Origin of the sequence: Plasticicumulans sp. (genome assembly GCF_035331805.1) — a bacterium.
GTDB lineage: Bacteria > Pseudomonadota > Gammaproteobacteria > Competibacterales > Competibacteraceae > Plasticicumulans.
Window position 1 is genome coordinate 1 of sequence record NZ_DAOLKE010000374.1, and the last position, 3207, is coordinate 3207.

3 protein-coding genes are annotated in these 3207 nt (G+C 69.8%); all 3 read right to left on the minus strand.

Annotated elements, in window-relative coordinates; genetic code table 11:
* Positions 1–1776, minus strand: a 1776-nt coding sequence (locus PKE44_RS17045) for an Orn/Lys/Arg decarboxylase N-terminal domain-containing protein (RefSeq protein WP_324553655.1), incomplete at its 3' end; no start/stop codon positions are given.
* A gap of 196 nt (positions 1777–1972) precedes the next feature.
* Complete coding sequence (locus tag PKE44_RS17050; RefSeq protein ID WP_324553656.1) at positions 1973–2536, minus strand: phosphatase PAP2 family protein; 564 nt, start codon at positions 2534–2536, stop codon at positions 1973–1975.
* A partial coding sequence (locus tag PKE44_RS17055; protein ID WP_324553658.1) for a glycosyltransferase occupies positions 2529–3207 on the minus strand: 679 nt, incomplete at its 5' end. The genes PKE44_RS17055 and PKE44_RS17050, both read right to left, overlap by 8 nt.

Genomic DNA, 3207 nt, shown 5'->3' on the forward strand with positions numbered 1-3207 from the left:
CAGCGTGTTCCAGCGGCCCTTGGTGATGCCGATCGTGAACATGATGAAGAACGAGTACAGCCCGGTCTTCTCGACGATGATGCCGTGCTCGGCCAGATACTTGGTCACGATCGCCGCCGGGATGCCGCGCTCGGCGAAGCTGCCGTCGACATCGAGCCCGGGCGTGATGATCGTCGCCTTGATCGGGTCGAGCATGTTGTAGCCGTCGGTCAGCTTCGCGAAGCCGTGCCAGCGGTCCTCGGGGCGCAGGATCCAGTCCTCGCGCTCGCCGATGCCCTCCTCGGCCAGCCGGTCCGGTCCCCAGACCTTGAACCACCACGAATCGGCGTCGAATTCCTCCTCGACCGCGCGCATCGCGCGGCGGAATTCGAGCGCCTCGCTGATCGATTCCTCGACCAGCGCCGTGCCGCCCGGCGGTTCCATCATCGCCGCGGCCACGTCGCAGCTCGCGATGATCGCGTACTGCGGCGAGGTCGAGGTGTGCATCAGGTAGGCTTCGTTGAAGCGGTGGCGGTCGAGCTTCTTGGCCTCGGAATCCTGCACGACGATCTGCGAGGCCTGCGACAGGCCGGCGAGCAGCTTGTGCGTCGAATGCGTCGCGAACACCAGCGCCTGCTTCGAGCGCGGCCGGTCGGTGCCGATCGCGTGCATGTCGCGGTAGAACGGATGAAACGCCGCGTGCGGCAGCCAGGCCTCGTCGAAATGCAGGTTGTCGACGGTGTCGCCGAGCATGTCCTTGATCATCTCGACGTTGTAGAGCACGCCGTCGTAGGTCGACTGTGTCAGCGTCAGGATGCGCGGCTTGCGGTCCGGGTGCTTTTCGAGCGCGGCGCGCGCGAACGGGTTGGCCTCGATCTTCTTGCGGATGTTGTCGGGCTTGAACGCCTTCAGCGGGATCGGACCGATGATGCCGTAGTGATTGCGCGTCGGCGTCAGGAACACCGGGATCGCGCCGGTCATCGTGATCGCGTGCAGGATGGATTTGTGGCAGTTGCGGTCGACGACGACGATGTCACCGGGGGCGACCGTCGAGTGCCAGACGATCTTGTTCGAGGTCGACGTGCCGTTGGTCACGAAGAACAGGTGATCGGCATTGAAGATGCGCGCGGCATTGCGCTCGCTGGCCGCGACCGGGCCGGTGTGATCGAGCAGCTGCCCGAGTTCGTCGACGGCGTTGCAGACATCGGCACGCAGCATGTTCTCGCCGAAGAACTGGTGGAACATCTGCCCGACCGGGCTCTTCAGGAAGGCCACGCCGCCCGAATGCCCCGGGCAGTGCCACGAATACGAGCCGTCCTGCGCGTAGTGCGTCAGCGCCCGGAAGAACGGCGGCGGCAGCGAGTCGAGGTAATTCTTCGCCTCGCGGATGATGTAGCGCGCGACGAATTCCGGCGTGTCCTCGAACATGTGGATGAAGCCGTGCAGCTCGCGCAGCACGCTGTTCGGGATGTGGCGCGTCGTGCGCGTCTCGCCGTACAGGAAGATCGGGATGTCGGCGTTGCGGAAGCGGATTTCCTCGACGAAGGCGCGCAGCTGCCCGACCGCGACGCCGGCCGCCTCCGGCGAGCTGAATTCCTCATCGTCGATCGACAGGATGAAGGCACTGGCGCGCGACTGCTGCTGCGCGAAGCTCGACAGGTCGCCGTAGCTGGTGACGCCGAGCACTTCCATGCCCTCGTCCTCGATGGCCTTGGCCAGGGCCCGGATGCCGAGGCCGCTCGCGTTCTCGGAGCGGAAGTCTTCGTCGATGATCACGACGGGAAAACGGAATCTCATGGAGCCTCTCCTGCGAAACGGCGGGACGGGCGGATGCGACCGGGCGACGAAGGGCGCGCACTGTAGCATGCACGCGCGATGCCTGCGCGCGCCCGGAGCGCTCGCAGCAATCGCAGGATGAACAAGACCTTGCGCCGTGTCCGGCCGTTGTGCCCCGGCCCCGAATCCGCTCCGACCGCGGCAGGCGCCGCTGCGTTCAGGGCAGCAGCAGGGCCAGCGACGCGCACAGCGCGCCGAGCAGCGCCCCGGCGAGCACGTCACTCGGGTAGTGCAGGCCGAGCACCAGCCGCGAGGCGGCCACCAGCAGCGCGAACGGCGCCAGCGCCCAGACCAGCCCCGGGTGCTGCGCGCAGGCGGTGATCGTGAACGCCACGGCGTGCAGCGTGTGCCCCGAGGGGAAGCTGTACTCGTCGAGCGGCGCGACCGTCACGCGGATCGCCGTCGAGCGCGCGCACGGGCGCAGCCGGCGCGTGCTGCGCTTGAGCCCCTTGTAGAGCACCAGCCCCAGCCCGCCGGCCGCGAGCATGCGCGTCACGCCGCCGACGCCGGCCAGCCCGTCGACGGCGAGCAGCAGCAGCATCAGCCCGTACCAGAACACGCCGTCGCCGAGCCTGGACACCAGCGCGAAGCCGCGCTCGACGAAGTGGCGGCCGGACAGCGCATTGCAGCGCCGGCACCAGGCCAGCTCGGCGGCTCCGAAGCGCAGCAGCGGCGCCGGCAGGCGCGCCGGCAGCGGCGCAGGGAGTTCAAGTTCAGGCATCGAAGCGGACATCGAGCGCACGCTGGCCATGGCCATGCCTCCCGTTCAGCACATCGTGGTAACTGCGCTCCAGACCGAGCACGACCGCGTCCCAGCCGCGACCGAGCGTCACCTGCCGCGCCGCGGCCCCGAGCCGCCGGCACCGCTCCCGATCGGCCGCGAGCGCCAGCGCGGCACCGATGAAGCCCGCGGCGTCGCCGGGCTCGGCCAGCGCGCCGCTGACGCCGTCCCGGATCAGCTCGGCGGCCCCGGCGCGGCGGTACGCGACCACGGCCAGCCCGCTCGCCATCGCCTCGGCGGTGACGTTGCCCCAGGTCTCGGTCAGGCTCGGAAACAGGAACAGGTCGGCGCTCGCGTAGATCGCGGCGAGCTGCTCCGGCGGCAGTTCGCCGCAGAAGCTCGCCTCGGGCAGCGCCGCGCGCAGACGCGCACGCATCGGCCCCTCGCCGGCCAGCACCAGCCGCGCACGCGGCTGCGCTGAGCGGATCGCCGCCCAGGCCTGCAGCACCAGTGCCCAGTTCTTCTCCGGCGCCAGCCGGCCGACGCCGAGCACGACCGGCGCGTCATCGACCGCGCCCCAGGCCGCGCGCAGCCGCGGGTCACGGTGCGCCGGGTCGAAGCGCGCGGTATCGATGCCGCGCCCCAGCACGCCGGTGCGGCCGAAGCCGGCC

What these genes read in the sequence shown, in the direction of transcription:
- PKE44_RS17050 (WP_324553656.1), bottom strand. Translation starts at nt 2,536, where the DNA reads ATGCCTGAACTTGAACTCCCTGCGCCGCTGCCGGCGCGCCTGCCGGCG.